The 243-nt window shown below is 57.2% G+C and carries 3 tRNA genes; all 3 read right to left on the reverse strand.

Annotated features, from left to right (window positions below):
* Positions 1-2: 2 nt before the first annotated feature.
* Positions 3-78 (reverse strand) — tRNA-Ala (locus AC1VNJ_RS26970).
* 5 nt (positions 79-83) lie between these two features.
* A tRNA-Pro gene (locus AC1VNJ_RS26975) sits at positions 84-160 on the reverse strand.
* A gap of 4 nt (positions 161-164) precedes the next feature.
* A tRNA-Arg gene (locus AC1VNJ_RS26980) sits at positions 165-241 on the reverse strand.
* Positions 242-243 lie beyond the last annotated feature (2 nt).

A 243-nucleotide genomic window follows, 5' to 3' on the forward strand; every position in this document is an offset into this window, starting at 1 on the left:
ATTGGTGGAGCCTAGCGGGATCGAACCGCTGACCTCCTGCGTGCAAGGCAGGCGCTCTCCCAGCTGAGCTAAGGCCCCATAAATGGTCGGGAAGACAGGATTCGAACCTGCGACCCCTTGGTCCCAAACCAAGTGCTCTACCAAGCTGAGCTACTTCCCGTTTATGGCGCGCCCGAGAGGAGTCGAACCCCTAACCTTTTGATCCGTAGTCAAACGCTCTATCCAATTGAGCTACGGGCGCTT

The sequence above is a fragment of the Priestia sp. 3CA3 genome (assembly GCF_056836725.1).